Origin of the sequence: Burkholderia ubonensis (genome assembly GCF_902833085.1) — a bacterium.
GTDB classification, from domain to species: Bacteria; Pseudomonadota; Gammaproteobacteria; order Burkholderiales; family Burkholderiaceae; genus Burkholderia; species Burkholderia ubonensis.
Genome location: NZ_CADFEB010000003.1, coordinates 533,281 through 559,044 on the forward strand (window position 1 = coordinate 533,281; position 25,764 = coordinate 559,044).

General features: G+C 67.2%; 15 protein-coding genes and 1 pseudogene. 7 read left to right on the forward strand and 9 right to left on the reverse strand.

Features of this window, described 5'->3' with window-relative positions:
* Window positions 1-38 precede the first annotated feature (38 nt).
* The 3 genes from HWX31_RS09890 to HWX31_RS09900 are packed head-to-tail and all read right to left on the reverse strand — an operon-like array spanning window position 39 to window position 5,838.
* Window positions 39-1,505, reverse strand: a complete 1,467-nt coding sequence (locus tag HWX31_RS09890; protein ID WP_059617937.1) for an efflux transporter outer membrane subunit — start codon at window positions 1,503-1,505, stop codon at window positions 39-41.
* Window positions 1,505-4,675: an efflux RND transporter permease subunit gene (locus HWX31_RS09895; protein WP_174958899.1), complete on the reverse strand. Its 3,171-nt coding sequence runs from the start codon at window positions 4,673-4,675 to the stop codon at window positions 1,505-1,507. Before HWX31_RS09895 ends, HWX31_RS09890 begins: the two co-directional genes overlap by 1 nt.
* Window positions 4,672-5,838 (reverse strand): efflux RND transporter periplasmic adaptor subunit, encoded by a 1,167-nt coding sequence (locus HWX31_RS09900; RefSeq protein WP_059615113.1) that lies wholly within the window; start codon window positions 5,836-5,838, stop codon window positions 4,672-4,674. Before HWX31_RS09900 ends, HWX31_RS09895 begins: the two co-directional genes overlap by 4 nt.
* A 478-nt stretch (window positions 5,839-6,316) precedes the next feature.
* Between HWX31_RS09900 and HWX31_RS09905 the strand changes: the two genes are divergently transcribed.
* Window positions 6,317-6,946 carry a TetR/AcrR family transcriptional regulator gene (locus HWX31_RS09905; protein WP_174959057.1) on the forward strand — a complete coding sequence of 210 codons (630 nt, stop codon included), beginning with the start codon at window positions 6,317-6,319 and terminating at the stop codon, window positions 6,944-6,946.
* Window positions 6,947-7,086: 140 nt separating this feature from the next.
* Here the strand turns inward: HWX31_RS09905 and HWX31_RS09910 are convergent, their stop codons facing one another.
* Complete coding sequence (locus HWX31_RS09910; protein ID WP_174958902.1) at window positions 7,087-7,269, reverse strand: hypothetical protein; 183 nt, start codon at window positions 7,267-7,269, stop codon at window positions 7,087-7,089.
* Window positions 7,270-7,673: 404 nt separating this feature from the next.
* On the opposite strand from HWX31_RS09910, the gene HWX31_RS09915 reads away from it, so the two are divergent.
* The 6 genes and pseudogenes from HWX31_RS09915 (at window position 7,674) to HWX31_RS09940 (ending at window position 14,246) form a co-directional block, all read left to right on the forward strand.
* Entirely contained in the window at window positions 7,674-9,260 is a 1,587-nt protein-coding gene (locus HWX31_RS09915) for a glycosyl hydrolase family 18 protein (RefSeq protein WP_174958905.1), read from the forward strand.
* Window positions 9,261-9,380: 120 nt separating this feature from the next.
* Window positions 9,381-9,488 (forward strand): annotated as a pseudogene (locus tag HWX31_RS09920) (IS6 family transposase); the annotation flags it as partial.
* Between the two features lie 461 nt (window positions 9,489-9,949).
* Entirely contained in the window at window positions 9,950-10,702 is a 753-nt protein-coding gene (locus HWX31_RS09925) for a hypothetical protein (protein WP_174958908.1), read from the forward strand.
* 297 nt (window positions 10,703-10,999) lie between these two features.
* The gene (locus HWX31_RS09930) at window positions 11,000-11,653 is read left to right on the forward strand and encodes a YdcF family protein (RefSeq protein WP_244143705.1); all 654 of its coding nucleotides are present in this window, start codon (window positions 11,000-11,002) and stop codon (window positions 11,651-11,653) included.
* Window positions 11,654-11,722: 69 nt separating this feature from the next.
* On the forward strand, window positions 11,723-12,847 hold the full coding sequence (locus HWX31_RS09935) for a sterol desaturase family protein (RefSeq protein WP_174958911.1): 1,125 nt from the start codon (window positions 11,723-11,725) through the stop codon (window positions 12,845-12,847).
* A gap of 19 nt (window positions 12,848-12,866) precedes the next feature.
* On the forward strand, window positions 12,867-14,246 hold the full coding sequence (locus tag HWX31_RS09940; protein WP_174958914.1) for a cytochrome P450: 1,380 nt from the start codon (window positions 12,867-12,869) through the stop codon (window positions 14,244-14,246).
* An 84-nt stretch (window positions 14,247-14,330) separates the two neighbouring features.
* Here HWX31_RS09940 and HWX31_RS09945 read toward each other — a convergent pair whose 3' ends face one another.
* From HWX31_RS09945 to HWX31_RS09965, 5 genes are all read right to left on the reverse strand, one after another.
* A complete protein-coding gene (locus tag HWX31_RS09945; RefSeq protein WP_174958917.1) occupies window positions 14,331-15,176 on the reverse strand; it encodes a lysophospholipid acyltransferase family protein in 846 nt (281 codons plus the stop codon).
* A 146-nt stretch (window positions 15,177-15,322) separates the two neighbouring features.
* Window positions 15,323-19,540: a WGR and DUF4132 domain-containing protein gene (locus HWX31_RS09950; RefSeq protein WP_174958919.1), complete on the reverse strand. Its 4,218-nt coding sequence runs from the start codon at window positions 19,538-19,540 to the stop codon at window positions 15,323-15,325.
* A 170-nt stretch (window positions 19,541-19,710) separates the two neighbouring features.
* A complete protein-coding gene (locus HWX31_RS09955) occupies window positions 19,711-21,939 on the reverse strand; it encodes an SWIM zinc finger family protein (protein WP_244143706.1) in 2,229 nt (742 codons plus the stop codon).
* An 8-nt stretch (window positions 21,940-21,947) separates the two neighbouring features.
* Window positions 21,948-23,072 (reverse strand): vWA domain-containing protein, encoded by a 1,125-nt coding sequence (locus tag HWX31_RS09960; protein ID WP_059761107.1) that lies wholly within the window; start codon window positions 23,070-23,072, stop codon window positions 21,948-21,950.
* 100 nt (window positions 23,073-23,172) lie between these two features.
* On the reverse strand, window positions 23,173-25,659 hold the full coding sequence (locus HWX31_RS09965; protein ID WP_174958923.1) for a DUF5682 family protein: 2,487 nt from the start codon (window positions 25,657-25,659) through the stop codon (window positions 23,173-23,175).
* Window positions 25,660-25,764: the final 105 nt, after the last annotated feature.

The window sequence follows — 25,764 nt, forward strand, 5'->3', positions numbered from 1 at the left end:
CCCGAAGGTGCAGGCCGGTCCGTCGACGCAAGCAGCGGCTACTGCCGGGCCGCGACCGTGGTGCCGGTGTCGGGCGGCAGTTCGCCCATTGCCTGCAGCAGCGCCGCCGTATCGGTCATCCGGCGGCTCGCGGCACGCACCGCATCGAGCTCCGCGTTCAGATAGAGCTGCTCGCTCGACCGTTGCGCGGACATCGGTACGGCACCCAACGTGCGGCGTTGCGCCGTTTCGTGGAAGGCCTCGCCTGCCGCGCGCGCCGCGAGTTCGTTCGCGGCCAGCGCTTGCGCATCGTTGTCCAGCGCGGCGAGCGAATCGGCGACGTCGCCGAATGCGGACAGCACCGCCGCCTTGTACTGCAGCACTGCGGCGTCGTACGCATCGCGCGACGCCCGCCGGTGAGCCAGCAGCGCGCCGCCGTGGAAGATCGGCTGCGACAGCCCGGCGCCGACGGCCCACAACCCGCCCGCGCCCGACAACAGCGCTGGCCAGCTGAAGCCGCCGCGCCCCATCGTCGCGGTGAGCGACAGGCTCGGGAACAGCTGGGCGGTCGCCTCGCCGACGTCCGCCGATGCCGCCTTCACGGCTGCCGCGGCAGCGCGGATGTCCGGGCGTGCCTTCAGCAGGTCGGACGGCACCACCACGGGCACATGTTCCGGCAGCGACAGTCCGGTGAAGGAGGGGACCGGCGGCGGTGCGTCGGGCGTGCGGCCCAGCAGGATCGCCAGCGCGTGAACCGCGCTCGCGCGTTGCTGGCGCAGCGGCGGCAGCGTCGCGGCAAGCGACGCCGCACCCTGCGTCGACGCCAGCGCCTGCACGTGGGACACCGCGCCGAGCGCGTAGCGCTGCTGGTCTTCGAGCGCGGATGCCTCGGCGACGGCGACCAGGCGCTCCGTCAGCAGGATCTGGCGGTCGAGCGTCGCGGCGCGGATGGCGGTGCCGACGATGTTGGCCGCCAGCGCACGCCTTGCCGCTTCGAGCTCGCAACCGCGCACGTCGACGCGCGCGGCGCTCGCCTCGTTCGCATATCGCGTGGCGCCGAACAGGTCGAAGGTGTAATGCGCCTGCAGTTGTCCGACGAACACGTTGTAGCGCAGGCTTTGCGTGCCTGCGCCGGAGATGTCCGGCGTGCGCGTGCGGGCCACCTGCGCGTTCGCGTCGATCGACGGCAGCGTCGATGCGCCGATCTGCGCGCGCAGTTCCTCCTGCGCGGCGGCGAGCGTCTTTTCCGTCGCGGCCAGCGTCGGGTTCGCGCGCAGGCCTTCGTCGACCAGCGCGTCGAGCGCGCTGGAGCGATACAGGCGCCACCATTGCGGGACGGGCGCGGCGCCGACGTCGAATTGCTGCGCGACGCCTGCCGCTTCGGCGGTGCGCGGCGCCTGAGGCGTCGCGCCGTAGTGCGCCGGCGACGGCATCGCGGGCGGCGTGCTGCTCGGGGCCATTGCACAGCCGCTCAGGCCGAGCGCTGCGCTCACGGCGAGCACCGATGTGATACGAGGGAAGTTCATCAGCATGTCTCCGAGGACGTGACGTCCATTGCGCGCGACTCGCGTTCGTCGCTGCGCACCTTGAAGCACGTCGCATACAGGGCCGGCAGGAAGAAGATGGTCAGCACCGTCGCGATCGTGATACCGCCCATCAGCGCGGTGGCCATCGGGCCGAAGAAGCCGGAACGCAACAGCGGAATCAGCGCGAACACGGCGGCGGCGGCGGTCAGCATGATCGGCCGGAAGCGGCGCACGGTCGCACCCACGATCGCGGCGAAGCGCGGCTGCCCGGCCGCGATGTCCTGGTCGATCTGATCGACCAGGATCACGGAATTGCGCATGATGATCCCGAACATCGCGATCACGCCGAGCAGCGCGACGAAGCCGAACGGCTTGCCGAACAGCAGCAGCGCCGCGACCACGCCGATCAGGCCGAGCGGGGCCGTCAGCACGACGATGAAGGTGCGCGAGAAGCGCTTCAGCTGGATCATCAGCAGCGTCAGCACCGCGATGATCATGAGCGGCATCTGCGCGTTGATCGACGTCTGGCCCTTCATGCTCTCCTCGGCTGCACCGCCGATCTCGATCCGATAACCGGCCGGCAGCGTGGCACGCAGCGTCGCCAGGGCGCTGTCGATGTCGCGCGTCACGCCGATGCTCGGCGCTTCGCCACGGACGTCGGCCTGCACCGTGACGGTCGGCTGGCGGTCGCGTTCCCAGATCACGCCGTATTCGAGCGTGTCGCGCACGTGGCCGATCGTGCCGAGCGGCACCGGGCCGTGCGGCGTCGGGATCGCCAGGCCGGCGAGCCTGGACGGGTCGACGCGTTCGCTCTTCGGCGCACGCAGGTCGACGTCGATCAGCTTGTCGCGCTCGCGATACTGCGTGACCGTATAGCCGGACAGCGTCATCGCGAGGAAGCCCGACACATCTTCCGAAGTCACGCCGAGCTGGCGTGCCTTTAGTTGATCGATTTCGAACGACACCGATCGCTCCGCCGGCTCGTCCCAGTCGAACTGCACGTTGCGCGTGCGGGCGTCGGCGCGCACCTTGTCCGCCACTTTTTCGGCGATGCCGCGAACGGTCGCGATGTCGTCGCCGCTCACGCGGAACTTGATCGGAAAGCCGACGGGCGGCCCGTTTTCGAGGCGCGCGACGCGCGTGCGCACGGTCGGGAAGCGGATTGCAAGCGTCGATTCGAGCCAATGCGACAAGCGGTCGCGCGATTCGACGTCCTTGGCCGTGATCACGAACTGCGCGAAGTTCGGCTGCTGGAGCTGCTGGTCGAGCGGCAGGTAGAAGCGCGGCGCACCGGTGCCGACGAAATCGACGACGTGATCGATTTCAGGTCGACCGTCGAGCACCTTCTCGAGCCGCTTCGCCTCGCGCAGTGTCGCGTCGAACGAAGCGCCTTCCGGCAGGCGCATGTCGACCAGCAGCTCCGGCCGCTCCGAATTCGGGAAAAACTGCTGCGGCACACGCGTGAATGCCGCCATCGCGATCGCAAACAGCACGGCCGTCACGCCGAGCACGACCCAGCGGCGCTCGATGCAAGCGGAGATCCAGCCGGACAGCCGCCGGTAAAAACCCGTCTCGTAAACATCCTGGCCATGTGCATGACCATCGTGATGCTGCTGCTCGGGCAGCATGTGGTAGCCGAGCAGCGGCACCAGCACGACGGCCGCGAACCACGACACGATCAGCGAGATCGCGGATACCTCGAAGATCGATCGCGTGTATTCGCCGGTGCTCGATTTCGCGAGCGCGATCGGCAGGAAGCCCGACACGGTGACGAGCGTCCCCGTGAGCATCGGGAACGCCGTGCTCGTATACGCGAATGCCGCGGCGCGTGTCCGGCTCCAGCCCTGCTCGAGCTTCACCGCCATCATTTCGACGGCGATGATCGCATCGTCCACCAGCAGCCCGAGGGCGAGGACCAGCGTGCCGAGCGACACCTTGTCGAGGCCGATGCCGAACGCGTGCATGCACAGCGCCGTCACGGCGAGCACGATCGGAATCGTGATGACGACGACCATGCCGGTGCGCAGGCCCAGCGACACGAGGCTGACGACGAGCACGATCGCGACGGCTTCGCCGACCGCTTCGACGAAGTCGTCCACCGAGTGCTTCACGGCATGCGGCATGCTGGACACCGCGGCCAGTTTTAGGCCGGCAGGCAAACCGGCCTGCAGTTCGGCTGCCTTCGCGTCGAGCGCCTTGCCGAGGTCGATCACGTCACCGCATTTTTGCATCGTGACGCCGATGCCGAGCACCGCGTGACCGTTCGTACGCATCTGCGTGACGGGCGGATCGTCGTAGCCGCGCGTGACCTTCGCGACGTCGCCGAGCCGGAACGTCCGGCCGTTCACCGCAATCAGCATGTCGGCGAGCGCCTGCGTGTCCTTGAGCGCGCCGCTCGGCCGCACGAACACGCGATCGTCCGCTGTCGTGATCGTGCCGACCGGCGCGACGGCGTTTTGCGCGTCGATGGCCTGCGCGAGCTGCTGCGGCGTGATCGCGAGCCGCGTCAGCTGCGCGTTCGAGATCTCGACGAATACGTGCTGGGCGGGGTCGCCGAAGTAGTCGACCTTCGCGACGCCCGGCACGCGCAACAGCACGGTGCGCAGCTTGTCCGCGTAGTCGTGCAGTTGCGCGGGCGAATAGCCGTCGCCTTCGAGCGCATAGATGTTGGTATAGACGTCGCCGAATTCGTCGTTGAAGAACGGGCCGACGGTGCCCTTCGGCAGCGTCGCGCGGATGTCACCGACCTTCTTGCGCACCTGATACCAGGTTTCCGGCACCTGGTCGACCGGTGCCGAATCCTTCATCGCAAAGAAGATCATCGACTCGCCGGGGCGCGAATAGCTCTTGACGTTATCGACGTAAGGTGCGGCCTGGAGCTGGCGGCCGATCCGGTCCGTGACCTGTTCCTGCACTTCGCGCGCCGTGGCGCCCGGCCAATAGGTTTGGATCACCATGGTGCGGAACGTGAACGGCGGATCCTCCGATTGCGCGAGGCGCGTATAGCCGATCACGCCGAAGATCGTCGCGAGGCCGATCAGGAAGATCACCAGTTGCTGATGCTTCAGTGCCCATGCGGAGAGGTTGAAACGGCCGTCGCCGCGCGACGTGGCGCCGATTTGCGCGGCGAGCGCGCTGTCCGTCGAGGGCTGGTGTTCTGGAGCATTCATGACGTGAAGTCCTCCGCATGCAGCGGCGGCACCACGCGCACGTGCTGGCCGGTACTGACCGTATGGGCGCCTTGCATCACGACGCGCTCGTTTTCCGCGAGGCCGGACGTGACCGTGACCGTGCGCTCGTCGTAGCGTCCGACCGTTACCGGGCGCAGTTCCAGCGTGTCGCTGCCTTTGCGAACGACCCAGACCGCCGGCGCTTCGCCGCGATGGAAGAGTGCGGTGGCCGGCAGGGTGATCGCACGGTCCGCCGCGGTGTCGGCGGCGCCGTCGAACGCTATGTTGGCGGTCATGCCGGAGCGGACGTCCGGACCCGGCGAAAGTAGCGTCAGCTTCACGCGCCACGTGCGGCTCTGCGGATCGGCGGCCGCCGCGACTTCGCGCACGCGTGCGTCGAGCACCTTGCCCGGCAGCGCCGTCAGGCTGACGTGCGCGGTGCGGCCGACCGACAGATCGGGCAGATCACGCTCCGAGACGTCGCAGAGGATGTCGAGGTCGCCGCTCCAGTCCAGATGAAACACCGCGTGGCCGGGCTCGACGTTCTGCCCGGTATCGGCATCCTCCGACGTGATGACGCCGTCGTGATCCGCGACTAGCGTCGCGTAGCGCACGTGATCTTCCGCGAGCGCCATTTGTGCGAGCGCGGAATCGCGTTGTGCGACCGCCGATGCATACGCGTCCTGCGTCGTCTCGAGCTGTGCGGGCGCGATCAGGTCGGCCTGAGCCTGGGCGCGGTCGCGATCCAGTTGTTGCTTTGCGTACGCGACGCGATGCTCGGCGGCATCGAGCTGTGCGCGCGCGTTCAGCAACGTGTTGTGCAGATCGGCGGGGTCGAGCATCGCGAGGGCCTGGCCGGCCTTGACGGCGTCGCCGATTCTCACGCGCCGCTCGACGATCTTGCCGCCGACCCGGAACGACAACGGCGTCGAATATCGCGCCTGAACCTGCGCGGGCAGCACGCGCTGCACTGCGCCGTTGCCCGAATGAACTGGCAGCGCGACCACCGGCTGCAGTTCGGGCGCGGGGGCCTCGTGCGAGTGGCATGCCGTGAGGAGAATCGCACAGCAGGCGAACGCGATCGGGGCTCGCCGAAGCGGCGGCGCGATGCGTGTCAGAAACGGGCGCGTTGAAGTCCGCGCGTCAAGACCGGGTGATTTCACGATGTTTCCAAGACAAGTGAGGGGGCCAACTGAAAAGGGTTCGGCGACCACGGAGGGTCGCCCCGGTTTATGCAGGCGCGCGCGAGCATCTCCGCCAACGGTGCGCATGACGATCAATCAGTACTCCGACGTTCGAGGTGCAGTTCATTCCGATTGCCGACATGGCGCGGCTTGCGCACGGCGATGGCCGCCGAGCGTGCCGACGGGGCCGCCTGCACGTCACCGACGCTCGCTAGCAAGGGTCCGACACAGTGTCTGGACGGGAACCGGCTCTGTGATTTTCGAGATTAGACTCATACCTGATAATGTTGTCAAGTATGAGAGATCGATCTAGAATTGCGCCATGCAGAAATTTCTTTTGGACAGGGAAGGCGCGCTCGTGGACGACGAACCGGCCTGGCCGCGTCTCCCGAACGAGTCAGCGGGCGACGCGGAACAGCGCCAGCCGCGCGGTGCCCGGCGCAAGCAGGCGACACGTATGCGCTTGCTGCGGGCGGCGTTCGGCCTGATGGCGGAAAAGGGCAGGGACAACGTCGCGATCAGCGAGATCACCGAGGCGGCGGATGTGGGGTTCGGTTCGTTTTACTACCACTTCGAATCGAAGGACGGGATCTTCGCCGCGCTGACGGAGTGGGTGTTCGACGATTTCGCGGACGGGCTCGAGCGTCTTGCGAGCGGTTTGTCGGATCCGGCCGAGGTCGTGTCGGTTTGCATGCGTCACACGCTGATGCGCGCGCGCCGCGAGCGGCTCTGGGGGCAGTTTCTGATGCGGGAGGGTTTCTCGGTGCGCGCGCTCGACCACGGGCTGGGCCGGCGCTTGCGGCGGGACTGCGAGCGCGGAATCGCGGCACGCCGCTTCGTCGTCGGTGATCCGTTCATGAGCGTGCTCGCGATGACGGGGACGATCCTGGCGGCGATCGCGGCGGAGTCCTACGCGGCGGACACTGCTGCGGGCGGGACGAGGAAGCGGGTGGGAGACGAGGGCCGGCTCCCCGAGCGTGCCGCGGCGATGGTATTGCAGACGCTCGGCTTGACGCGCGCCGAGGCACAGGACGTGGTGAACCGACCGTTGCCGCCCGGCGACTTCGCCGCAGCGGAGAGCGGTTGACCGGCGGTTGCCGTCGACGCAGGTCCGGCCGGTTCAGTTGGGCAACGAAGCCGATACCGTTTTCATGTTGAACGGCAGTGCAATACGGATAAGTGGAGGTCTGTCTAGTATGGTAGTCACCATATTTGACATAAGGTGATTTAGCAAAGTTTTAATGGGGTCTGGTTGATATTGGCCGGCCAGTCAACGTCACGAACGCTGACGTCCGCGTCGCCGTCGCCGATCGCGAATTTCGCGCGCGGCGTCGCGCCGCGGCGCGTGCCACGCAGAGCGATGCGAGCGCGGATCTCGCGCAGGGCCCCGCCGTGGACATTGTTACGCATTCAAATGCATATCCGTGCCGATGTTCAAGAATACGATGCGCTTCAACAGCGTATTCAGGTTGACTTAACAGTTATCACATTGTCATTGCCGGATTTTTCTAAATAATCGTTTTCCAAGCACCTATGCCAGACTGCTTCCGTTTTTAGGACCGCCAGGCGCGAATCTCATCGTGGCGCGGGGAGTCATTCCCCTGAACGACGCCGAATAGATTTACGCAAGCCAACAACGACATCGAAATCAGTCTTGCAAAAAAGGGGGTGACCATAGATTTTCTGAAGCGCCCCGAAATTCTCCTTGCATTTCCCAAATCCTGGCCAATACTGATACCAATTTAATACCAAATGCATACCAAAGTAAGCCAGGCTTCGTCACCGGCATCCGCCATAAAGCAAAGGAGAATGTAATGCAACGTTCGATTCACCGCCTCTGCCTGCCCCTGATCGGCGCGAGCAGCCTCATCGTGGCCAGCTCTGCGGCCTATGCCCTGCCCAGCTGCAGCGCCTGGCAATCCAGCCAGATCTATAACGCGGGCGATTACGCCTTGTACAACGGCCAAACCTGGCAAGCGCAATGGTGGACGCGAGGGGAAACGCCTACAGCCAGCCAAGGGGCCGTTTGGCAGCAGCGCGCCGCCAACTCATGTGCGCCTGTCAGCGGCGGCGGCTCAGGCAGCGGCGTGCCGCCGGAACCCACGCCCACCGTGGGCTACAACGTGGGCTCTTATTTCACCCAATGGGGTATTTATCAGCGCCAGTACTTTGTGAAAAACCTGGCGGCCAGCGGCGGCGATAAAAAACTCACCGTGCTCAACTACGCTTTTGGCAATGTCTACGCCAACGGCCAGTGCGGCATGGTCACGGTGGCGGAAAGCGGCAATGGCGATGGCGGCGACGCCTGGGCGGATTACCAGCGCACCGTCTCCGCGGCGGAGTCCGTGGACGGCCAGGCAGACAGCTGGGACACCCCGCTACGCGGCAACTTCAACCAACTGCGTAAGCTGAAACTGAAAAATCCGCAGCTCAAGGTGCTGATCTCCCTGGGCGGCTGGACCTGGTCCAAGAACTTCTCCACCGTAGCCGCCAGCGACGCCAGCCGCCAGGCGCTGGTTTCCTCCTGCATCAACCTCTACATCAAGGGCAACCTGCCGCAACAAGAAAACGCCGGGGGACAGGGTGTGGCGCTGGGCGTGTTTGACGGCTTTGACATCGACTGGGAATACCCGGTGGCCGGTGGCCTGCCCACCAATCATTACAGCGCGGCGGACAAGCAAAACTTCACCCTGCTGCTGGCGGAGTTCCGCCGTCAGCTGGATGCGCTGGGCCAGCAGAACAAGCGTCGCTATTACCTTTCCGCCGCGCTGGGCGCTGGCGTGGACAAAATCCGCAATACCGAACCGAGCAACTACGGCGCTTACCTGGACTGGGCCAATGTGATGTCTTATGACTTCCATGGCGGCTGGGAAGCGCAAGGCCCCACCAACTTCCAGTCCAACCTCTACCCGGATCCGGCCAATCCGGCCCAGAACGACGCCAAGTTCTACGATATCGACGACGCGGTGAATGCCCTGGTCAGCGCTGGCCTGGCCCGCAACCGCATCAATGTGGGCATCCCGTTCTATGGCCGCGGCTGGACCGGCGTGGCCGCCGGCCCTAATGGCAATGGCCTGTATCAAAGCGCCACCGGCCCCGCGCCCGGCACTTACGAGGCGGGTTACGAGGACTATCGTGTGCTGGGGGGCCGCGCAGGCGCGCGTTATGTGCATCCCGTCACCAAGCAGCTGTGGAGCTATGACGGCACGCAGTTCTGGAGTTATGACACACCGGATGTGATCCGCACCAAGCTGGGCTATGTCAAAGCCCAGCAGCTGGGCGGCGTGTTCAGTTGGTCATTGGATGGCGACGATATGCAAGGCTCACTGCTGTCCACCATGGGCGAGTTGCGCAGCGCCACCGCCGCCACCAAGCCCACCGGGGTGACGCCGAACCGTTAATGCTAGCAAAGCATTTTTAGCTGCAGTCCAGCATGCCGGTCCGCGTGCCCAATCCCTCGCTCAAGGTACGCGGTCTTTTAACGACGCACCGGCATTGTCACGCTGGCGTAGGATAACGACATGAAAACGACCTCGCTCTATCGTGGACGCCGGTTTCCTGCGGCCACCATTGCTCAGGCCGTGCGGTGGTATTTCCGCTTCCAGCTCAGCCTGCGCGATGTCGAAGAATGTAGGTTGTTTATAACGTTCCCGATCTCGGACGCGAGAAGACTTGCCGTGACGACACCGATCCCCGGAATCGACAGCAGCCGAGCCGCGTTTTCGTCTTCGCGTAACTGCAGATCCTTGTAAGTGATTGTGCCGCCACCGGAAATAATCGCTCTTTCCCGCGCTCTCGCTCTGAATGCGTGAGTTGGAATCGGCTGAATCCCATCCATGATCGAAGTGCGCAACACGCGGCTCCTGACGATATGGCGACATTTCAGTTCGGCAGGCCTTTCACACGCTAGAATGGTTGGAGCAAACGTTCCCGAGTTGTGAGAATCACGGCGTCCCCGGTCAGCCGTGATGATCTCAAAAGTGATCCGCACGAATCCAGACAAGGTACCCCTCAATTGACGACCGCCTGCGGTACCCGTGTTATTTCGGCAAACGTGCTTCGAACGTTTCTGCTTTCACTGTGCGCCCTCTTGATCATCCACCCTGCTTGCGCAGCCGGTACGGTCGACCCGCAAGACAAGGCCGACGCGCTTACGGCGTTGATTGGGCGTGCGGACAACGCTGCCGATGTTACGGATAGCGTTGTCCTTGCCCGATGGCTGCACGCACCCGCCGGTAGCGGCGACGTGTGGGTTGTCGCGGCACTGCTGCCCGTGCCTCACGATGACGATCGGAGAGAACTGTGGACTGGCGTACTGCGTCGAACCGGTCACGATTTTCATCTGCTTGCGCGCAGTTCCCACGAAAAACTCGATGACTTCGGTTTTCCGCCTTGGCATCTGTCGCTCCAGCTCGACCTGATTCCTTATCGCATCAGTATGCAGGAGACTGCGTTCGGCGTACGCATTCTTGACGACTACAACTCCACGGCACACAGCGACAACTACGAGGCCATCAATCTTTACCGCTTCAGCGGCAGCGCGCTGACGCCGATCTTCAGCGCGCTGACCTTGTCGTCCGTCTACGACAAGGATGGTGCAGCGGACTGCGCGCAGAAGCTCGCAGGCACGGCCAAGGCGCCGACAGACGACCAGGAGGCAGGCTGCGACAGCGAAAATACCAGCAACGAAGAATACGTTCTTGGCTTCAGTCCCAATATGACGCTCGACCACTACGATCTGCTGATCCGCACTCGAGCCGCCCAGGCGAAAACGGGTAAGACCGTTAAACGCGCGGTCTGGGACGGTACCTCCTATAAGCCGCGAAGCTTCCAGGGACAATGAACCATTCCTCCGGTCAACGCAACGTTGACTTCGGTTCCAGATGAGCCGGACTGCGGCTTACGCTGAAGTGAATACCAACAGAAACATCAAAGATCACGGATACATGCGTGGATTGCGTATCTTGGCTCCTATTGCTGTGTTTGCTGCGCATTCTGTTGGTACCCAAGCTCGTGCTGCTTCATTCCAGCAACGAGAAACTGCCGACAACTGGCAGGATGGGAGCGGTACGGCTACCTGGAAAAACGGCACGAGTGAACTCTGTCGGCGCGATGCCGGCGCTTCGAAGCGGCATGAAATATGAAATACGCAAAGACGATATATTGGCTGTTCAAGAAGGTGACGATGCTGCTTGCCCTGGCGTGGGCTCTTGCGGCCGTTGTGATCTGCGTGGCTGGTATTTCGATGCCGGATGGCAAGGCTGAAGTCGCCGCCATATTTGGCAACGCGCTTGACAGCGATGGGACGCCCGCTCCCATTCTGGCCCAACGCCTTGACGTAGCCATACAATGCTACCGGGCAGGAATGTGTGGCCGGCTGTTCGTAACGGGAAGCATCGATGCGCCGCTCGGCGACGAAACGGTTGCAATGAAGCAATATCTGACAGCACGCGGGGTACCGGAGACGGCAATCATCGCCGACAATGCCGGCGACAACACGCTCGCTAGCGCTCGCCATCTGGCGGCGTATATGCACGAGCAGCATCTTGCATCCGTCATGCTAATCAGCCAGTACTATCATCTTCCGCGTGCACGTCTCGCAGTCGAACGTGTTGGTGCCAACGCGCTTACGATATTCGGCGCATATCCGCATGAATTTCGCGCACTTGACCTGTATTCAAGTTGGCGCGAGGTTCCCGCCTACGCAGTCTATAAGATTCGTCTCACCTTGAATCCGTCCGCGGAACCCGTCACTATCCGCCCGGTTTTGTTGCTGTTGAGTCTGTTTCGGTAAGCGCATGATTTGCGATGCCTGCAAGCTTCGTGAAGCCATGACATTTGCGACACCGGGGTATTGTCCAGCATGAGTCCATCCGCCATCGCTTGTGCCGTGGGCGGCGGCCTGATTCTCGCGGAAGCACTCCTGCTGAGAATGATGCGCCGCGAACGCACGGTCTGGCCGGAACTCGTCTTCAACCTCAATTCCGGCCATATCCTGATGTGGGCCTTCCGTGGTGTCGAAATCGCGGCCTACGCAGCCGTTCTCGCGCATCTAAACCTGCACTGGATCGACCGCCTGCCGCGCGCCGCGCAGTGGATTTTTGCGCTGTTCGCGTGGGATCTCTGCTTTTATTGGCGGCATCGCGCGCACCATCGATTCGGGCTGCTCTGGGCCGTGCATGTCGTTCACCACCAGGGCGAAAACTTCAATCTCTCGCTGTGTAACCGCAATTCCTGGTATGCGTCGCTCACCGATTCTCCGTTCACCGGCGTGCTGGCCGTTCTGGGTTTGCCGCTCGATATTTACGTCGCCATTTCGTCGTTCCACTATGCCGTCCAGTTCTTCAACCACAGCGGCCTCGTGCGGTCGGCGGGCGTACTGGACCGCTTTCTGATCACGCCGCGACATCACCGTGTGCACCATCGCGCCGAGCCGCAGTTCTTCAACTGCAACTTCGGCGGCACCTTTCTTCTGTGGGACAAAATCTTCGGCACCTTCACCCGAGCCGACGACGATCACGTCGATGCCCGTTACGGCGTCGATGGCATTGCGAACAGCCGCAACCCGCTGCGCGCGAGTCACGAACTGCTGTTGCGGCTCGCGGGCGCGAGGTGGCCAGCCGGCGAACATGGCTCGCCGGCGCGTGTGAGTGCAGTCTTCGTGGCCAGCGGGGGCTTGCTCCTTTATGGCATGCTCATTTGCTGGCTAAATACGCAGCATCACGCCCACTCCGACTTGCATTGGATGCTGATGGGCTGCACGCTGGCCGGCACGATTGCGCTCGGCGCGCATTGCGACGGCAAGCGCTGGGCGCTGCCCGCCTGGTGCGCGCTGGCGCTCGCGCTGCCCGCGCTGCTGCACGGCGATCGCACGATGAGCGACACCGTGCCCGCCGCGCTCCTCGTGCTGTTTGCCGTGCACGGCGTCTTCGGCATGATCCAGTTCGCGCGCAACGCTGCGGCATCCGCCCGACTGCCGCAGCGCTGAACGCTTTCGCCCTTCGTAGATGAACCTGCTTTCGCCCACGCGTTTCTACCCCCCTTCGCCGACGCCGCACAAGTCACCGCTCGGCCCCTTCGCGCTGCTGCTCACGCTTCGCCGCAATCCTTTGGAGATCTGGTGCGAAGACGATTTCCGACTGCCGATGCAGCTTCGCAAGACCATCGTCGATCGACGCGCGCTGGTCAACGACCCCGCCGCGATCCGTCGCATCTTCGTTGACAACGTGCGCAACTACGAGAAAAACGAGTTGCAACTGCGTCTGCTGCGCCCGGCACTGGGTGTCGGCATCATCACGTCGAATGGCGATGCATGGCGCAGACAGCGCCAGATGATGGCCCCGCTGTTCACGCCGCAGCGGGTCAAGGCGTTCGCCGTTGCACAGGCGGCGGCAGCGCAGCAATGCGCGGAGCGCATCGCTCATGTCTCGCGCGCCCGCGGCGAACACACGCTCGACGTCGCCACTGAAATGGGCCGCCTCACGCTTGAAATCCTCGAGCACACGTTGTTCGGCCAGGGACTCGCGTGCGAGCCTTCGATGTTCCAGCAGGCCATCGCGCACTACCTCGAAACGCTCGGACGGCTTGACTACTTCGACCTCGTCGGCTTGCCGGACTGGCTGCCGCGCCTGAATCGCCTCACGGGACGCAAATCCCTGCAGCACGCCGCGCGCGTTGTCAACGAGATGATCGGGCAGCGTCGCGCGCTGCTCGAACGCGGCGCGCCCGCGCCCCAGGATCTGGTCACGCTGCTGCTGAGCGCGCACGACGCCGAGGGACAAGCGATGAGCGAGCGCGAACTGCACGACAATATCGTGACGTTCATCGGCGCGGGCCACGAAACGAGCGCCAATGCCCTGACGTGGGTTCTCTATCTGCTCTCGCAGTCGCCCGGCTGGCGCGCGCGCGTGGAGGCCGAAATCGATGCGCACGCGCACGAAGGCCCGGCGTTCACCGATCTGCCCGTAACGCGCGCGGTGATCGAGGAGACCCTGCGCCTGTATCCGCCCATTCCAATGATGAGCCGAATCGCACACGAAGACGACACGCTGTCCGGCGTGGCGATTCCGGCAGGCACGATCGTCACGGTTGCCACGTATGTGCTGCATCGCCATCAGACGCTCTGGAGCGACCCACACGCATTCGATCCTGAGCGATTCATGGGCGCCGCGCGCGAAAACATCCAACGCCATGCGTATATTCCGTTTGGCGCAGGCGCGCGCGTGTGCATCGGCATGAGCTTCGCGATGACCGAAATGCTGGTGGTCCTGCGTTGCCTACTCGGCCGCTTTCGCTTCGATCTGGTTCCGGGCCATCGCGTCATGCCTCAGGTGCGGGTGGCCATGCGCCCGCAGCACGGCATGATGATGCGCATCAGCACGCGCTAAGCGGGCCGGCCGTGATGGCCGACCCAGCCTTCTCTCAGGTCGTCGCGTACATCATCATTTGCGCGCCCTTTTTTTCGTTCACGCTCAGCCTTCGGCAAGCGAGTAAGTGCGCTCACGCAATTCGTCGATCAATGCGCGATCGCCACGGCCGTTGGCGAGTTGTGCGAAAGGCACGGGTGCGCCGATGCTCACCGTGACGGACGACCCGATACGTGCGCCCACCTCGCGGAAAATGAGCGCGAGCTTGAGCGTCCTGTCGATGTGACTCGCGATCTGGAAGAGCCGACTATTCTGCCCGTGGAAATAGACCGGCAACACCGTGGCGCCAGTGCGGCGCACAAGCTGCGCGGCAAAGGTGCCCCACGGCGGATCGATCGCGCGCCGCCGGCCGGCGCGATCCGGCGAGACGGAGATCAGCCCGGCGGGAAAGACAATCAGCGCGCCGCCGTTGCGCACGTGCTCGAGCGCCTTGCGCCGCGTGGCGACGTTCATGGCGCGTGCGGATTCGCGAATCGAAAGATCGACCGGAAGCAGCCAGGGCTGCAACTCGGGTGCCTGCATGAGCACCGAACTCGCCAGCAGGCGGAAGTCGGGGCGCAACCGCTCGACAAGCCAGCAAAGTGTGACGCCATCCAGCACGCCATACGGATGATTGGCGATCACCACCAGCGGACCTTGCGCGGGCGCACTCGCGAGTGCGGCGGCGTCGAAGCGGATATCGAGTTCGAGCAAACGAGCGGCGGCGGACCAGAAACTCTCGCCTTCGACCGGATTCAAACGATTCTGCCGGTACAGGTGTTCGAGCTTCGCACGCGCTGTCAGGCGCTCGACCGTTTCGATCAAGAAGCGCCTGAACGGCGTGGTGACTTGCCCCGCATACGAGAATTGAACACGCTGCGTCGTGCAGGCCCGTTCGATAGGTGTGTCCATGCGCCTCAAGTCCGGCGAATCCATAAAAATCAAACTCGTTAAAAAATCTGTTCCGCACGCCTCGCGATTTCGCGAAAAACAACGCGGCGGCGGAGCTCATCTCCACGGGGCGCCCCAGGTCGGTATTCCGTTCGCGCTGTCACGCGCTATTCGCGCATCCCTTCCAGATCGCGGATCAACTCGCTCGCCGAGATTTCGTCGAGCGTCGACAGCGCGTCGGGCTCGCGAACACCGCCCCAGTTCGACGGCGATCCGGTCTGCAATGCGCCGAGCGCCTGCTCCGGATACATGTCGACCGAACCGACGATGATCCCCGGGTCAAGCGACAGCTCGATCACCTTGCCCGCGCCGAGCGGCTTCGTGAAATACCAGATGCAGCCGGCATCCTGCGCTTCGCCGCGCCGCCAGCCCTTGTTGACAAGCCCAAGCACGCGGCCGGTCGGTACCTTGACGCCCTTCCAGCGTTCGAGCAGAAGCCCGTTGCGCTCGTCGTCGGTCAGCCGGTACACGTCGCGGCCGAGCTGCGCGAACGGCTGCAGCAACTCGTAGTCGGCGAACACCTGCCCGAACGCGGCGGCATCGGCCGGCTCGATTTCCAGTGCATGCGGCACGCCGATGCGGATCGTCTTGCCTTCCGGCAACGTGAACACATCGTCGTCGGCCGTCGCCGCGGTGCCGTCCTCGGCCACGCGGAAGCAGGCCTTCAGCGTGCCGCCGAAGTTGCCGCCATCGTCGACTTCGTACACACCCCAGACGAGGCGCTGCACGAGGTGGCGCACCAGCGGATGCTCGGCGAGAAACGCGCGAAACACATCGGGTGCCCAGCGGCGGCGCCCGCACATCGCAACCTCGAGCCGCGCGAGCTGCTGACTCGCGATGGTGCGTGCATCCTTCTTCAGCAGCTTGAAGCGCTCGACCGCTTCCTTGCCCTTCACGGGATCGTCGGTCTTCTTCGGCTTCGGAAGATCCGCGAGCCGCGCGCCCGGCACGCCGTCGGCGCCCGTCTCGCGCACATACGGCTTGAGCGTCTCGTCGAAGCCGACCCGGAACGCACGCGGACCGAAGTCGAGCAGTATCGTGCCTTGCGCGTCGAGCCCGAGATCGGGCGCGAGACGATCTTCCAGCTCCTCGGACGACAGTCCGCGCGCGTCCGCAATCGCTTCGATCTTCTCGCGCGCGCGGTCCTGCAGCGCGCGGAACTTGACCTTCTGCGCGATGCCGTTGAGCAGCATCAGCGCGACGTCGCTGCCGATCGAGGCCAGCACGTCGAGGCCCGTCGCCGCGCGTGCGTGCGCCGATTCGCCGGGCCACGTGCGGATCAGCGGCGTCAGCTTGCGCGCGGTGTCGTCGTTGCCGAACAGGCCCAGCGCGGTCAGCGCCCAGCCTTCCTTGCCCGGCGCGCCCGCATCGAGCCATGCGTTGAAGCAGTCCCACGCGAAGTCGGCCAGCGACTCCGCCGTGCACGCGTCCTTCACGACGTCGATGCCTCCGTATACCCCTTCATTGGTCGGAAACGTCAGCATCTGGCCGAAATGATCGAGTGCTTCGTCAGGCAGCGCCTTGCCGTTTTTCAGCACCGGCCGGCGCCAGCCGCGCGGCTGCCAGAATTCGGGCAGCTTGCCGCGCTTGGTCGGAAAACGGTCGAGCGGGCTCTCGTCGAGCACCGCGCGCACCGCTTGCGGTACCGCGTCGTCGGCATAGCGCGCGGCGACGTCCATCAGCAACGCCTCGTGACCGTTCGCCTGCAGCAGGCGCAGCGCGGCGCCCGCGCAGTCGCGCGCTTCGCCCGGCTTGCCGAGCGACGGCGCAATCAGGCCGCTGGCCGCGTGCTCGGGAAACTTCAGCAACCACGCACGGCCGTCGTCGCGCAGCGTCTTCAGTTTCGCAAACGCGCGCGCCGCGATCGGCGCGCATTCGACGGCGCCGTAGTTCAGCGCGTAGTGGAAATTCTCCGTCGGCTTGTTGCGCACGGTCGCGACGAGGCCAGGCAATGCGGACAGGCCGAAGGTGGCCATCAGCATGTCCACGGACCCGGTGCTGTACTCGCCCGCGATCGCGTTCCAGATCTCGACCCCCACCCCGGCCGGCAGCAGCGTCAGGTACTCGGCGCGCAACCAGTACCAGAAGTACCGTTCGCGCTTGCGCTCGTCGAGCATCGCGCGCCACGCGTCGACGAACGCCGGCGCGTCGCGTTGCCGGAGCGCCTTCGCCGCGGCCTCGCCGAGCGGACCGTAGTACTTCTTGCTTGCATCGAAGCCGAGGCCGTCGATCAGCGCCATCGCGTCCTTTGCCGCGGCGGCGAGCCGCTTCGCCTCCCACTGGTCGGGCGTTTTCGCCTGGTTGCGCTTCGCTTCGTCCCAGCATTCGATCGCCGTCAGTTCGAGCGGCTCCAGCGTCAGTGCGGCCGTCTTCTTCTGCCGGGCGGCGAGCCACGGCGGCGCTGCCAGCACGTCCGGCAACTCGGCGGTCGATGCGACGTCGGTTGGGCCGGCCAGCAACGCGAGCAGCCTGTCGATCACCGCCTGTGCCGGCGCGTCGAGCCACGGCCGCAGCACGTCGACGTGCGCCGTATGCGCGCGCAGCAGGCGCGTCAGGCTCGGTGTCAGCAGCCCGGCATCCTTGCCGCCCGCTGCCACGAGCCGCGACAGCGCAACCATGCCCGCCACCGGCCAGCGATCCAGCGACAGCGACAGGCGCGCGAGCGCGCCCTTCGAACCGCTGGCGACCTTCGCCAGCGCGGTCACCGCGTCGGGCGTGCCGATCGCGGCAAGCGCGTCGCCTGCCGCATCGTCGGCAGCGCCGCGTTCGAGCACGTCGAACGCCGCCGCGCCGCGCTCGCGCAGCACGGTCGCCGCCATCCGCTCCATCCCCCAGAACGTATGGCCATAGCTGTCCGGCCGGATTTTCGCGGCAACCGCGATCGCATCGGGATCGGTCGCGGTCAGCAGCATCCAGTGCAGCGTCTCGGGCACGTCGCGCCCGGCGCCCAGCCGGCGCACCAGTGCGTTGGACAAGTCCGGCGCATCCGGCAGCAGCAGCGCGGGCACCGGCTGGCGGCTCGGATGCAGCGCCGGCAAGCCTGCTTCGATCCTGTCGACGCAGGCCTGCCAGTCCGCGTCGCTCGCGGCGGCCAGATGCTCGCGCAGCGTCGCCTCGCCGCCCGCGATCGGCCCGCGCCAGCTGGCGCGCACCGGGCCATCGACGTTCGTCGAGAAACGCTGGACGCGGCGCTGCGCCTGACGATCGTAGTCGCCGTGCACCTGGAGCTTCAGCGCGTCGAGCAGCACGTCGATCGCACCGATCAAACCGTATTGCGCGACGAGATAGTCGGCGACCGGGCCGCCGATCGCGGTTTCGCCGTGATAGTCGCCCAGCGTCAGCGCCAGCGCGAACAGCGCGGCGTCGGCCTCGGCATCCGCCGCCGGTCCGGCGATCGGCGTGCGCGCGGCCAGCCGGTCGAGCATGCGCTGGACGGCTGGGCGCAGCGCCGCATCGGTCGCGCTCATGTCGATCGAGTAACCGTTCTTGCCTTCGATCTTCAGCCATGCGGCGCGCACGTCGAGCACGTTCACCGCAACCGGAAAGCGGCGCGACGCGTAGGCAACGCGCTGGATCTGCGGCGACAGGCGCACCGGGTCGCCGTGCATCAGCCACGGCGGCGCGCCGGTGTCGGCAACCGCGGGCGGCGCGGGCTCCGGCGCGACGGCGGCGGCCTCGGACGCCGCCCACTCGCCAAGCGCCGCGGCCGTTGCCTGCGCGTGCTCGTGCACGTCGGCCGACGTCCCCCAGCCATACAGCAGGCGGCGCGATTTGAGCAGGTCGAACGCCATCGCCGCGCCCTGGTCGCTGACATCGTAGCGGCGCTTGATCACGGCGACCGTCAACGTCTCGCCGGGCTTCATGTCACCGTTCGCGATCTGCGCGCGAACGGTCTCGAAGACGCGCTCGCACTGTGCATCGAAGCCGTCGGCCGCAACGGGCGGCACGGGGGCGGGAGCGGAAGAGTCAGTCGATGCCGGCGCCGATGCGGCAGCCGTGGCGGCCGGCTGGGCCGATGGCGCGGCCGGCGCGCCATTCACCGTCGCAGGTTGCGCGCCCGCCGCCGCATCTGCCGCCGGCGGCTTCGCGGCGGTCGCGCCGATGCCGGCGCCGGCAGCCACCGCGACTTCCGCATAGCCCTTGCCGGTCTTCTCCTTGACGAGCTTGTCGAGCGCGGCGCGCGCCTTCGTGTCGTCCGCGAACGACTTCGTCTGGCTCTGGCCCGCGGTGCCGATACGGCCCCAGCGGATATCGAGCCCGGAGCCGTCCTGCTCCACTTCCCAGAACTTGCTGGAATTGCCTTCGATCAGTTCAAAACGACGCATCCGCTCCCTCTCACTCGGATCGACGGCGCGGCACGGTGCCGCGCCCCGTATGTCATGGCCGCCAGGCAGCCACGACGCCCTCTCGATAATTCATCCCGCGATCCGCGCGCTGCCGTGCGACGAATCGCGATGCCGGGCGCTGCCTGCTCGCCCGATCGACGGTCATGCCGTCATTGCTCGACGATGCCCAGCAGCAGCAGCGTCAGCGAACCCAGTTGCGCCTGCATCGATGCCGATTGCGCGGCGTGCAAGCCGTCGGCCAGCGCGCGCAGCAGCCGGCCCGCCTGCGCGAGGCCCGCCCGCTCCAGCCGCGCGGCCTGCGACAGCGCGCGCTCGACCGCACCGCCGCCCTGATGGCGCATGCCTTGGCGCAGCCACTCGGCCAGCAGCGCCAGCGTGTCCTCCGCGAGCGCGACCAGCGCCGGCAACGGCTCGCGCGCGCCGGACAGCGGTAGCGGTTGCGGCGCCGTCGCTTCGGTCTGCAGCACGACGGCGCGCTGCGCAGTCAGAACGGCCAGCGGCCGCATCACGGCCGCGCCCGCATGCAGGCGCACGGTGCCCGCCATCGCGCGCAGCGCGCCCCATTCACCGGACAACGTGCGCGCCAACGCATCGACCGCGCCGGGCGCCACGGCACGATGCGGCAACGCGACGTGCAGCGCATCGGCATCGCCGTCCACGTCGGCCGTGTGCGCTTCGCGCTGCGCGAGCCGTGCGTGAAGCACCTGCGCGGCCGCGTCCCAGTGGACCGACCGCACGATCATCGGCTCGAATGCGACGACGTGCAGCGACCCGGCCGCGCCGGCCGCGCCGGCCGCCGCGCCGTTCGCCGCCAGCCTCGGCCGCACGAAATCGGGCAGCGCGTCGCGCAGGTGCGCGACGAGCGCCGCGACGCTCGACTGGCGGATCGGCGCGACGAGATCGTCCCAGGATTTCGGCGACAGCGGCAACACGCCCGTCTGCCGCACGCCGGCCGCGATGTCGAGCGCGCCGTTCGCGCGCCGCGTGGCCGCTTTCGTGACGACCTGCCCGGCGGCGATCTGCCGCAACGGAAAACCCGCGACGCGGCGACCGGCCAGATCCGGCGCACGACCGCCGGCCGCGACGTCGGCGGCACGCGGCCAGTTTCGCGTCAACGCCATCACGGTCTGCGTGTCGGGATCGGCGAACAGCACGCTGGCGCCCTCTTCCGCTTCGTCGGCCCACAGCTCGACGCCGAGCGACACCAACCGCAAATGATCGAGTTCGACCTCGCCCTTCACGCCGATGCCGAGCATCTGGCGCGCAGGCACGGCGACACCGTCGCGCTGCGTCGCGGCGCACGTCGCCGCGCGCAGGCGCGCCCACAGCTCGGCCAGCACGCGCACGAGCCGCAGCGGCTCGAAACGGCTGCTGCGCGCGTGTTGCGCGTGCACGAGCTGCCAGGCTTCGTCGAGCGCATCGTCGACCCACTGCCAGCCGCGTTCGCGCAGGCGGCCGCGCAGCGACTCCACGCGCGCGGCCAGCGCGATCGGCGGCTGGCTCGAACCGTCCAGCCACAGCGCGCGCACCAGCATGTCGAGGTCGGCGATCAATGCGTGCGCCGCGTCGTCGCGCAGCGGCGACCGGTCGTCGTTGCTCGCGGCCTCCTCGCCGGCCGGCGGACGCACCTCGACCATCGTCTCCGACGCGCCGTCGGCCAATGCGCCGGCCTGGCGAAATGCCCAGACGGCCACCACGACATGCGCGCAGCCGCTGCCCTGCCGGCAATCGCAGCGCGCATGCGTGAGCGAGCGTCGCGAGAAGAACCGCACGCTGCACATCGGCAGTCGCGCAACCGGCGACGAGCGCGGCCCGGACCACGGCTGCACAGCCACGACGGGCCGCGCGGCCGCCATGCCCGCAGCCTGTTCGAGCACCGACGGCGCGAAGCTCGCCGCAAGCGCGGCATCGTCGAAATCGGCGGGGCTCCATGCGCGGTCGGCGGACGGCACGCCGTTCGCATCGTCATCTGCTGGTGCATCGCCCGAGTCGTCGCGCGTTTCGTCGTTCACCACATCGTTCGGATGACGGATCGTTCCCTCATGCGTATCGATCTGCTCGGTCGCGCCGTCACCGTCTGCGCGCGCATCGGCCGCTTCGGTCGCCTGCATGCTCGCCTGATACGCCAGCACCAGCATCACGCGATGCCGGCACATCCCGCTCGCGGTGCAACTGCACGCCGCGTCGCGCAAGGTCCGGCCCGGCGGCAGGCTGGTGCGCACGCCGTCTTCGAACGACGCGTGCACCGTGCCGTCGCCGTCGACGACCAGCGCCGGCACGGCACCGGCCGCGACATCCTTCTGCGCGCGCTTGACGAATCCGGCGTTGGCAAGCGCGGTCAGCGCCTCCGACGTCAGTTCGAGCAGGTCGTCACGCATCGGCGCGCTCATCCCTGCACCTTCTCGGCGAGCCACGCCGCCAGTTGCCCGGGCGTCATCGCGCCGACTTGCGCGCCCGCATTCACGAGCCGCGCGGCCATCTCGCGGTCGTACGCCGGCTCGGCCGCCGAATCGAGCGCGGCCAGCCCGAGCACGCGCGCGCCGCTCTCGGCCAGCGCCTTCACGCGGCGCACGAGTTCGTAACCGCTGCCGCCTTCATGGAAATCGCTGACGAGCACGACGATCGAGCGTGCGGGATTCGCGACGCGGGATTGCGCATAGGCGACGGCCTTCGCGATGTCCGTGCCGCCGCCGAGCTGCACCTTCATCAGCAGCTCGACCGGGTCGGACACGTCGTCGGTCAGGTCGACCACCGACGTATCGAAGGCCACGAGACGCGTGCGCATGCCCGGCAATTGCCACAGGCACGCGGCCATCACCGCGCTGTGGATCACCGAATCGACCATCGACCCGCTCTGGTCGACGAGCAGCACGATGTCCCACGGCTCGACGTGGCGACGCGTGCGACTGTTGAAGACCGGCGTGTCGAGATACAGCTTGCGCCGCTCCGGATGCCAGTGGCGCAGGTTCGCGGCCAGTGTGCGCGTGTAGTCGAAATTGCGCGCGATCTTCATCCGCGAGCGCCGGCGCCGGTCGCGCGTGCCGCTGAAGGCCTGCCGTACCTCGGTCGCCAGCCGCTCCATGATGCGCCTGACCACTTCGGCGACCAGCCGCCGCGCGGCGGCCAGCACCTGCGGGTTCATCAGATGCTTCGTGTGCAACACGGCGCGCAGCAGCGATTCGGACGGCTCGATCCGCTCCAGCACGTCGAGGTTCGTGACGACTTCGTCGATGCCGAAGCGCTCGACCGCATCGCGTTCGAGCCGGTCGATCACCTCTTTCGGAAACAGCGTATGGATCGCGTTGATCCAGTCCGGCGTGCTCAGCGCCGACGGCCCGAGCCCGGCGCCGCGCTCGCCGCGCTGCGCGCGGTCGCCGTCGCGACCGTACAGCCATTCGAGCGCCGCATCGGCGGCCAGTGCGTTCGCGCCCGGCGTGCCGCACGCGGCTTCGGCGGGTTCGCCGAGCAGCAGGCGCCAGCGTTCGAGCGGACCGGGAATGTTCAGCGGCATGGCAGGACTCGCAGGCGCCGCGCCGCTCCGGGCCGGAACGGCGCGACATCGTGGTGAAGGAAAGAGAAGCCGGGCGCGCGGCGGCCCGTCGATCGGCTCGTCACGACGCCTCCGGATCGGGCGTGAGCCCCCAGCGCCGCAGGCGGCCGAGCACCTGCGCCTCGATGCGTGCCGCGTGCGCGGCATCCTCGGGCGACGCCTCGTCCGCGCGCCGCTCCGTCAGCACCCGTCGCGACAGGTGCGTCGCCTGATGCAGCGCCAGCACCTGGTCCGCGAGCCGCCCGCGCTCCTGCGGCGGCAACCACGCGAACGCGCCGCGCAGCCCCGGCAGCGCGAGCACGAAATCGGTGTCGTCGAGCGCGCGCACGGTCGCGTCCATGCCCGCTACGAACGCGGGCGCGCTTGCCAGCGTCTCGCGCGCCAGCGCAAGCAATCCGCCGAGCGCATCGCCGAGCACGGCGGCCGGCATCGCCTGCAGCAGCGCCATCGCATCGTCGATGCCGGCGACCGGCTGGCCGTCGTCGCCCCCTGCATGCGCGGCGAGACCGAGCAGCGCACCCAGCGCCGCGCCGCGACTCGCAGGCGCCGCGGCCGCATCGGCCGCCTTGCGCCGCCAGACGGCCAGTGCGCGCGACGGTTCGATCGCAAGCGGCGTGTCGACAGCATCATCGACGCCGGCCAGCACATCGGCCACGATCCGGCGCAGCGAGACATGCCCCTGCAGGTGCGCATCGAGATCGGCCGGCGCCAGCGCGGCGGCCGGTTCCAGCAGCCACAGCGCGCGATCGAACCCGGCCTCGACGACGATCCGCAACACCGGCGCATCGTTCATGCCGAGCAGATGGCCATGACGCAGCAGCGTATGCAACGTGCCGAGCGCCGGCGCGAGCAACTCGAAGCGCTGCTCGCGCGCGACCGCGTGACGCAGCGTGTCCAGCAGCGCGGTACTCAGTGCCGCCAGCCCGGCCCACGCGGCGCGGTTCAGGCCGTCGGTGAGCGGCTCGATGCGGCCGCCGGCGGCGCGCAATTCGTCCTCGAGCCGCGCGCGGGCGGCGTCGGACAGCGTCGCGCCCCACGCACCGGCCTCGATCAGCGCCGCCTGCTGCTCGAGCGGCTCGCCGAGCTGCCAGACCTCGTCGCGTTCGCCCGACATCGCGAGCTGTGCGCCCTGGCGGCGCACGATGCCGGGCACGCGCAGCAGCGCCAGTCGATGCAGCACGCGGCTGCGCGCACGACCTTCGTCGGTCAGCAGGTCGAGCGTCAGCGTGCCGCGCAGCACGATGCCGAGCGCGGCCAGTTCGTCGCGCACCGCGCAGACGAGCGGCGGTTGCGGCGTGCCCGGCGCGAGCTCGCCCGTGACGTCCCCGGCCAGCGCATCCATCGCCTCGACCAGCACCGGATCGGTGCCCGCCCGCAGCGGCCCGCGATAGGTCCACGGCAGCGGTGCGTCGAGCGCGTCCTTCACCAGCGCGCCGGCCAGCGCGTCGAGCCAGTCGCAACGCAGCGGCCGCGCGTGGCCGCGCAGGCGCGCCAGCCCTTCGGCCCGCACGTGCACGGCAATCAGGTCGGCCGTCGATACCGGCAGCTTGCGCGCGCGCAGCCGCTGCATCACGTTCTCGAGCACGCGCCGCGCGGCCTCTTCCGCGCCGTGCGCCCAGACCCACTGGTAATAGGCCGGCGACGGCATGCCCGACGCGTAGCCCGCGAACGCATCGAGGCGCCGGAACGTGTAAGGCACGAGATAGGAACCGTAGCGAACGCTGCGCGCGGCCACGTCGGCGGTATTCGAGTCCGTCTCGGGCACGCAGGCGTCGCCCGCCTGCACATCGAGCATGGTGCATGCGCCGCCGTCGATCGCGCCGGGTTCCGGCGTGTCGGGCAACGTAGCCGGCAGCGTGCGCCAGAGTCGCGCCAGCGCCGGCGCGTGATAACCGCCGCAGACGACCAGCACGTCGTCCGCCCGCCCGCCGGATTCGGCGACGGCCCAGGCGATCCAGCGCGCCATCGTCCGTTCGCGCGCCTGATTGCCGAGCGAGCCCGGATCGTCGTCGCGCACGTGCGAGAAGTAGGTCGACAGGCGCTGCGCGAGTTCGTCCAGCGCGCCCGGCGTATCGCCGACGTCCTCGAACAGGTGGTCCCAGAGCGCGTCGCGTCCCTGCACGGCAAGCGTGTCGGCGAGCGCGCGCTCGTATGCGTCGGCGCGCGCCTCGTGTTCGGCATCCGCGACATCGGCATAGCGATTCTCCAGCCGCGAGAACGCCGCATGCCACGCGGGCAGGTCGATGAAACGAACCGTCGCGCCGACTTCGCGCCCCGCCTGCAACGCCTGCCATTCCGGCGAATGCTCGGCGAACGGCGTCCACGAGCCGTAATGCGCGGCATCGCCGGACAGATAACTGTAGATCGCGATCGGCAGGCGGTGTGGCCGATACAGTTCGTCGAGCCGGCCGTTGAAGTCGGCCGGCCCTTCGATCAGCACGTAACGCGGCCGCCGCGCGCGGATGCGCTCGGCCACCAGCCGCGCGCAGGCGGGACTGTGATGCCGGATGCCGACGATGTGCGGTTCGCCGGGCGTGTCGGTCTGCATGCTGCGCCTGTCAGTCGATGTCGATGCGTGCGGCGCCGGCGGCGGCCGACGCCTCCACGCAGCCGCCGCGCGCGCCGGCCGCGACGCGTCGCGGCCCCGGCATGC

What these genes read in the sequence shown, in the direction of transcription:
- HWX31_RS09905 (WP_174959057.1), top strand. Translation starts at nt 6,317, where the DNA reads ATGCGCTTGCTGCGGGCGGCGTTCGGCCTGATGGCGGAAAAGGGCAGG.
- HWX31_RS09895 (WP_174958899.1), bottom strand. Translation starts at nt 4,675, where the DNA reads ATGAATGCTCCAGAACACCAGCCCTCGACGGACAGCGCGCTCGCCGCG.
- HWX31_RS09935 (WP_174958911.1), top strand. Translation starts at nt 11,723, where the DNA reads ATGAGTCCATCCGCCATCGCTTGTGCCGTGGGCGGCGGCCTGATTCTC.
- HWX31_RS09945 (WP_174958917.1), bottom strand. Translation starts at nt 15,176, where the DNA reads ATGGACACACCTATCGAACGGGCCTGCACGACGCAGCGTGTTCAATTC.
- HWX31_RS09950 (WP_174958919.1), bottom strand. Translation starts at nt 19,540, where the DNA reads ATGCGTCGTTTTGAACTGATCGAAGGCAATTCCAGCAAGTTCTGGGAA.
- HWX31_RS09955 (WP_244143706.1), bottom strand. Translation starts at nt 21,939, where the DNA reads ATGCGTGACGACCTGCTCGAACTGACGTCGGAGGCGCTGACCGCGCTT.
- HWX31_RS09930 (WP_244143705.1), top strand. Translation starts at nt 11,000, where the DNA reads ATGAAATACGCAAAGACGATATATTGGCTGTTCAAGAAGGTGACGATG.
- HWX31_RS09915 (WP_174958905.1), top strand. Translation starts at nt 7,674, where the DNA reads ATGCAACGTTCGATTCACCGCCTCTGCCTGCCCCTGATCGGCGCGAGC.
- HWX31_RS09965 (WP_174958923.1), bottom strand. Translation starts at nt 25,659, where the DNA reads ATGCAGACCGACACGCCCGGCGAACCGCACATCGTCGGCATCCGGCAT.
- HWX31_RS09960 (WP_059761107.1), bottom strand. Translation starts at nt 23,072, where the DNA reads ATGCCGCTGAACATTCCCGGTCCGCTCGAACGCTGGCGCCTGCTGCTC.
- HWX31_RS09910 (WP_174958902.1), bottom strand. Translation starts at nt 7,269, where the DNA reads ATGCGTAACAATGTCCACGGCGGGGCCCTGCGCGAGATCCGCGCTCGC.
- HWX31_RS09890 (WP_059617937.1), bottom strand. Translation starts at nt 1,505, where the DNA reads ATGAACTTCCCTCGTATCACATCGGTGCTCGCCGTGAGCGCAGCGCTC.
- HWX31_RS09940 (WP_174958914.1), top strand. Translation starts at nt 12,867, where the DNA reads ATGAACCTGCTTTCGCCCACGCGTTTCTACCCCCCTTCGCCGACGCCG.